This is a genomic window from Modestobacter caceresii, from assembly GCF_000761485.1.
Lineage (GTDB): Bacteria > Actinomycetota > Actinomycetes > Mycobacteriales > Geodermatophilaceae > Modestobacter > Modestobacter caceresii.
This window is the reverse complement of record NZ_JPMX01000034.1, coordinates 1-5917: the sequence shown is the minus strand read 5'-3', so window position 1 is coordinate 5917 and position 5917 is coordinate 1. Positions and strand designations below refer to the sequence as shown.

Sequence of the window (5917 nt, the reverse complement as noted above, 5' to 3'; positions counted from 1 at the left end):
CCCCCCCCCGCCGCTTGTCGATCAGTACCAGTTGTTGGCCTGGAAGTGCGCCCACGCGCCACACGGGGTGCCGTAGCGGTCGGTGATGTAGTCCAGGCCCCAGGTGATCTGAGTGGCCGGGTTGGTGCGCCAGTCCGGGCCGGCCGAGGCCATCTTCGAACCGGGCAGCGCCTGCGGGATGCCGTAGGCGCTGGAGTTCGGGTTGTCGGCCGTGGTCTCCCAGTTGCTCTCCTTGGTCCACAGGTTGTCCAGGCAGGTGAACTCGCCGGTCCCCCAGCCGCGCTCGGCGACCATGGTCCGGCCGATGCTGCGGGGGTCACCGGTGGCGGTCCGGTCGGCGCTGCGGCTGGCGGCCTGCTCGACCGGGCGAGGTGCCGGGGCCGCCGGCGCTGCCGGGGCCGCCCCGCCGCCGAGGGTGAGGGTCTGGCCGACGCGCAGCACGTTCGGGTCGCCGCCGATGGTGCCGCGGTTGGCGGCGTGGAGGGCCTGCCAGGTGGTGCCGTGCTGGGCGGCGATCTTGCCGAGGGTGTCGCCGGGGCGCACGACGTAGGTGCCGGTCGCCGCCGCGGGTGCGGCCGCCGGTGCAGCCGCCGGGGCCGAGCCGCCGCCGATGGTCAGCACCTGGCCGACGCGCAGCACGTTCGGGTTGCTGCCGATGGTGTCGCGGTTGGCGGCGTGGATGTCCTGCCAGGTGGTGCCGTGGCTGGCAGCGAGCTCGTTGAGCGTGTCACCGGGGCTGACGGTGTGGCTGCCGGTGTGGGCCTGGGCCGGTGCGATGACCCCGAAGGACATCGCCGCGGCTGCCGCGACGACCATGGCGGGACGTGCCGCCGAAGCGAGGGCGGAGCGCCCGGTGGAGCGGTCGCGCCGTGCCGTGAAGCGATTGAGCATGGGTGTGTGCCTCTCGCCGCCTGCGGAGTTAGCTGTCGGGTTCGGGCGAGAGATGCCCGGCCGCGTGCTGCGGCTTCACCCCAAGGCCCGGAGGCCTGGTCCTGCGAGGTGGGTCCCCCGCGCCTGCCCGTGGTCTCGTGACGTCCGGGCGACGGTGGGCAGGTTCGGCGGTGCCGTCGTCCGGAGCCCGCCGTGTGGCGGACGACCCACGGTAGGCAGCCCGTCGGCCGGAGAAACCGGTCGGCGGCGACCTTTTGCCGGTTCCACGACGCGGTCCGCACGAGCTGTGACCGATCATGGACACCGTGTGGACCGGTCCGCCGAGGTCGTCCCGCGGGGCAACGAGATGAGGCGGCGGCTCAGCGGCCGGTGAGGACGACCGGTAGCTCCTGGAGACCGCGGATGACGAACTCCGGGCGGCGCGGAGCCGGGCGGGCCAGCTCCAGCCGGGAGGTGCGGCTCAGCAGTGCGCCGAAGGAGGCCTGCAGCTCCACCCGGGCCAGCGGGGCGCCGATGCAGAAGTGCACGCCGGCGCCGAAGGAGATGTGCGGGTTGTCCGCGCGCCCGACGTCGAGGGTGTCCGGGTCGACGAAGACGGCCGGGTCGCGGTTGGCGCTGCCCAGCAGGGCGGCGATCTTCTGTCCGCGCGCGACGGTGACCCCGCTGATCTCGACGTCCTCGGTGGCGGTGCGCTCGAACAGCTGCAGCGGTGAGTCGTAGCGCATCAGCTCCTCGATCGCCGTCGGCAGCAGGCCCGGGTCCGCGCGCAGCCGGGCGAGCTGGTCGGGGTGCTCCAGCAGTGCCAGCAGGCCGTTGCCGCTGACGTTGACCGTCGCCTCGTGGCCGGCGTTGAGCAGCAGGATGCAGGTGGTCACCAGCTCGTCCTCGGTGAGCCGGTCGCCCTCGGCGTCGCGCACCGTGACCAGGTGGGTGAGCAGGTCCTCGCCCGGGGTGGTCCGCCGCTCGGCGGCCAGCTCGCGCAGGTAGGCGACGAACTCGGCGGCGGCCCGCTCGGCGTCGGCCTCGATCTCCGTCGTCCGGCCGTACTCGTACATCTTCACGATCGCGTTCGACCACGGGCGCAGCAGCGGCCGGTCGGCCGCCGGCACCCCGAGCAGCTCGGCGATGACCGCGACCGGCAGCTCCTCGGCCATGCCGGACAGCACGTCGACGTCGGTCTCGCCGGCGGAGCGCTCGACGAGGGAGTCGACGAGGGAGTCGGCCAGCTCCTGCACCCAGGGCCGCAGCCGCTCGACGTGGCCGCGGGCGAACGCCGCGCTGATCAGCCGGCGCAGCCGGGTGTGCGTGGGCGGCTCCATCTCCAGGATGGCGTTGCGGTGGATCAGGTTGAAGCTCTCGAACCGCTCGGTGGGGGTCCGGTCCGACCAGATCCGGCCCAGCCGCCGGTCCCGCAGGACGGCGTTGGCCTCGGCGTGGCCGAAGGTCAGCCACAGGCCCTGCCGCTCGTCCCACTGCACCGGCGCGGCGGCGCGGGCCACGGCGAACGCCGGATAGGGATCGGCGACGAGCGCAGGGTCGGTCAGGTCGAACGGGACGGGAGCCACTGTCACCGGCAGAGCCTAGGGCGCCGGCCGGACGGGACGCCGTCCCCCGGTCGCCGACGGCGCCTCCTACGCTCGCATGCATGGCCCGCTCCACGACCCGCCGTCGCCCCGCCGCCCCTGCCGCGACCGACGGCGAGACCAACCCGAAGGCGCCCTGCCCCTGTGGCTCCGGCCGCCGCTACAAGCACTGCCACGGCTCCGGCTACGGCCAGCCGGTGCTCCGCCCGTTCGAGGGCCTGCCCGGCGAGGTCGACTGGGTGGCGCTGCGCGAGCTCGTGCCGGCCGCCACCGCCCGGCTGACCACGACGGAGGGCCGGTCGGTCACGCTGGCCAGCGTGCTCCCCGGTGGCACCCCCGCCCTGGTGCGGGCCAACGGCGAGATCCTGCTCGGCGTCCAGCTGCAGACCTCCTCCGACGACGTCAGCCGCGACCTCGGCACCGCGCTCGCCGCCGCGCTCGAGGCCCCGGCCGGCGCGCCCGTCGACCCGGGCCCCATCGGTGCCGCCGGTTCGGCCGGGCCGCGGCTTCAGGAGCTGCTGGACCTCTCGGCTCCGTTCGAGGTCACCGTGCACGACGACTTCGAGTTCTGGCTGGAGGGCGCCGACGTCGACGCGACCGCCCGCGCGAGCCTGCAGCAGGCCAACGAGATGGTGATGCCCACGGTCCGGCTGGACGGGCTGGAGGCCGCCTACTGGTGCCGGCCCACCACCGAGCGTGGCCACGTGCGCTGGGTGCGCCCCGAGCCGGAGGAGGCGCTGCTGGACGCCCTGGCCCGGCTCGGTGCGGCCGAGCAGCTCAGCCTGGGGGAGGGGACCCGGTACGCCGGCGCCTTCCGCGCCCTCGGGCTCGTGGTCCCGGTGTGGGACGTGCCCGGAGCCGTGCCCGGTGCCGAGTGGGCCGGCCCCTCGGCCGAGCTGCACTCCCGGCTGGAGGCCGCGCTGGCGGTCACCGAGCCGCTGGACGCCGACGAGCGACGGGCCCGCGCCGGGCTGCTGTCCCGGCAGGTCACGCTCCGCTGAGCCGGAGGACCCGGCCCCCTCGGCGACTGCGGCGAGAGGGCCGGGCCAGGCCTACCGTGGGGGCCGCACAGCAGAGCTGAGGAAGGACGAACGTGGGCCACGAGCACGGCGGCATGGGTTCGATGCACGTCCCGGAGCTGCCGCCGACCGCTGGCCGGGTGCTGGGTCTGGACCTGGCCGCCGCCTCACCGGTGGCCTGGCTCGCCGTGCTGCTGGCCCTCGGCTACCTGGTCGGGCTGTGGCGGCTGCACCGCCGGGGCGTGCGCTGGGCGCCGTCCCGGACGGCCGCGTGGCTGATCGGCTGCGCCACCCTGTTCCACGTCACCGCCAGTGGCCTGCAGAGCTACGGGATGGCGCTGTTCAGCCTGCACATGGTGCAGCACATGGTGCTGAGCATGATCACGCCGCTGCTGTTGCTGCTCGGCGCCCCGGTCACCCTGATGCTGCGCGCACTCCCCGCGGCCCAGGGGCCTGCTGGGATGCCGCGGCGGGCGCTGCTCGGGGCCCTGCACAGCCGGCTGGGTCAGCTGGTCTCCTCCCCGCTGTTCACCATCCCGCTGTTCATCGCCAGCCTCTACGGCGTCTACTTCACCCCGCTGTTCGACGAGCTGATGTCGACGGTGCCCGGGCACACGTTCATGCTGCTGCACTTCCTGGTCACCGGGCTGCTGTTCTTCGGCCCGATCATGGCCATCGACCCGTGGCCCCGGCGCTCCGGGCACGGCGCGCGGATGCTCGAGCTGCTGCTGCCGGCGCCCTTCCACGCGTTCTTCGGCGTGATCGTGATGATGAGCAACACGCTGCTGCTCACCAGCTACACCACCCCGCCCGAGTCCTGGGGCATCGACCCGCTGTACGACCAGGGGGCGGCCGGCGGCATCGCCTGGTCGTTCGGGGAGTTCCCCACGGTGCTGGTGCTGGCGGTGGTGTTCTTCCAGTGGACCCGCTCGGAGGACCGGGCCAACCGGTCCGCCGACCGGGCGCGCGACCGGGCGATCGCCCGCGGCGAGAGCGGCGAGGACCCGGAGCTGACCGCCTACAACGAGCGGCTCCGCCGCCTGGCGGCCCAGCACCCCTGACCGTCAGGGGCCGAGATCGCGCCCTTGGCCCTAGGAGGGGCGGCGGGTGCGGGGGTGGTCGGCGGCGACCAGCGCCTCGACCAGGTCGGCGCGGGCCCGGGCCACGCGGGAGCGGATCGTGCCGATCGGGCAGCCCACCACCTCGGCGGCCTCGGCGTAGGGCAGCCCGATCAGCTGGGTGAGCACGAAGGCCTCCCGGCGCTCGGGCTCCAGCCGGTCCAGCACGTCCTGCGCGGCGACCGACCCGCCCACCTCGTCGTCCGGCACGTCGCGGACCAGGTCGGCCAGGTCGGTGTCGTCGGAGACCAGCACCAGGCCGCGCCGCGTGCGGGCCCGCAGGTGGTCGGCGCAGACCCGGCGGGCGATGGACAGCAGCCAGGTGCGCAGCGACGAGCGGCCCTCGAAGCCCCGCAACGCCGGCAGGGCCCGCAGGTAGGTCTCCTGGGTGAGGTCCTCGGCGGCCTGGCGGTCGGCCAGGTGCGCGCACAGCCGCCACACGTCGGTCTGCGTCTCCCGGATCAGCGCGGCCTGCGCCAGGCTGTCGCCCTCGGCTGCACGGGCAGCGAGACGTTCCAGCTGCCCCACGTGGACCCTCCGGGAACTCTGCGGTCGTCGGCGGCGACTATGCCACCGTGAGCTGTGCAGCCTGTCGTGAGGCGGTCTCCGCCGGCCTGGACGGCGAGTCCCCGGGCGCCCCGCAGACCTGGGTCGACGAGCACCTGGGCCGGTGCCCGGCCTGCCGCGGGTGGGCCGAGGCCGCGGCAGAGGTGACCCGCCGGGCCCGGCTGACCCCAGTCGCGGCGATGCCCGACGTGACCGCCGCGGTGCTGGGCCGGTTGCCGGCGGTGCAGCCGGCGGCCCGCCCCCGGGCGTGGCTGGACGCCGGTCTGCGGCTGGCCCTGCTGGCCGTCGGCGCCGGTCAGCTGGCGGTCAGCCTGCCGGCGCTCCTGGGGGCCGGCGGTGCGGCGGCCGCCCCGGTGCACCTGGCGCACGAGACGGGTGCCTGGAACCTGGGGCTGGCTGCCTGCTTCCTCGGCGTCGCCTTGCTGCCACGGCTGGCGGCCGGTGCCCTGCCCTTCCTGCTGCCCTTCACCGCCGTGCTCGCCTGGGTCACCGTCGGCGACCTGGGGACCGGCCACGTGCACCCCGGCCGGGCGGTCGGGCACCTGCTGCTGCTCGGCGGGGCCGTGCTGGTGAGCTGGCTCGCGCTGCGGAACCGGGGTGCCCGCACCGGTCCGACCGGGGAGCGGGCCGCCCGGCCGGTGACGAGGTGGGCCGTCGCCCGGGGAGCGGAGCCCGGGCGGTGGGCCGAGCGTCCTGCGGCGCCCGGCTGGCGGGCCGCCGGCCCGGCCGCGCGTGCCGC

At 75.3% G+C, this 5917-nt stretch carries 6 protein-coding genes and 1 riboswitch; of the genes, 3 read left to right on the top strand and 3 right to left on the bottom strand.

The features are described 5' to 3' along the window. Positions 1–21: 21 nt before the first annotated feature. Together IN07_RS23905 and IN07_RS09250 are read right to left on the bottom strand one after the other, a co-directional pair. The gene (locus IN07_RS23905; RefSeq protein WP_052091067.1) at positions 22–816 is read right to left on the bottom strand and encodes a LysM peptidoglycan-binding domain-containing protein; all 795 of its coding nucleotides are present in this window, start codon (positions 814–816) and stop codon (positions 22–24) included. A gap of 97 nt (positions 817–913) precedes the next feature. Beyond that, positions 914–1012, bottom strand: a riboswitch (cyclic di-AMP (ydaO/yuaA leader). A 238-nt stretch (positions 1013–1250) separates the two neighbouring features. Beyond that, positions 1251–2462, bottom strand: a complete 1212-nt coding sequence (locus IN07_RS09250) for a cytochrome P450 (protein ID WP_036335380.1) — start codon at positions 2460–2462, stop codon at positions 1251–1253. 74 nt (positions 2463–2536) lie between these two features. Between IN07_RS09250 and IN07_RS09245 the strand changes: the two genes are divergently transcribed. Together IN07_RS09245 and IN07_RS09240 are read left to right on the top strand one after the other, a co-directional pair. Next, a complete protein-coding gene (locus IN07_RS09245) occupies positions 2537–3475 on the top strand; it encodes a DUF5926 family protein (RefSeq protein WP_036335379.1) in 939 nt (312 codons plus the stop codon). 92 nt (positions 3476–3567) lie between these two features. Beyond that, the gene (locus IN07_RS09240) at positions 3568–4554 is read left to right on the top strand and encodes a cytochrome c oxidase assembly protein (protein ID WP_156119103.1); all 987 of its coding nucleotides are present in this window, start codon (positions 3568–3570) and stop codon (positions 4552–4554) included. 30 nt (positions 4555–4584) lie between these two features. On the opposite strand, the gene IN07_RS09235 is transcribed toward IN07_RS09240, so the two are convergent. Next, positions 4585–5139: a sigma-70 family RNA polymerase sigma factor gene (locus IN07_RS09235; RefSeq protein ID WP_036335378.1), complete on the bottom strand. Its 555-nt coding sequence runs from the start codon at positions 5137–5139 to the stop codon at positions 4585–4587. A 47-nt stretch (positions 5140–5186) separates the two neighbouring features. On the opposite strand from IN07_RS09235, the gene IN07_RS09230 reads away from it, so the two are divergent. Further along, on the top strand, positions 5187–5917 hold a 731-nt coding region (locus IN07_RS09230), incomplete at its 3' end, for a zf-HC2 domain-containing protein (protein WP_156119102.1).

Bases quoted from the DNA above. Each gene is read 5' to 3' on its own strand.
- IN07_RS23905 (WP_052091067.1), bottom strand. From the start codon at position 816: ATGGTCGTCGCGGCAGCCGCGGCGATGTCCTTCGGGGTCATCGCACCG.
- IN07_RS09245 (WP_036335379.1), top strand. From the start codon at position 2,537: ATGGCCCGCTCCACGACCCGCCGTCGCCCCGCCGCCCCTGCCGCGACC.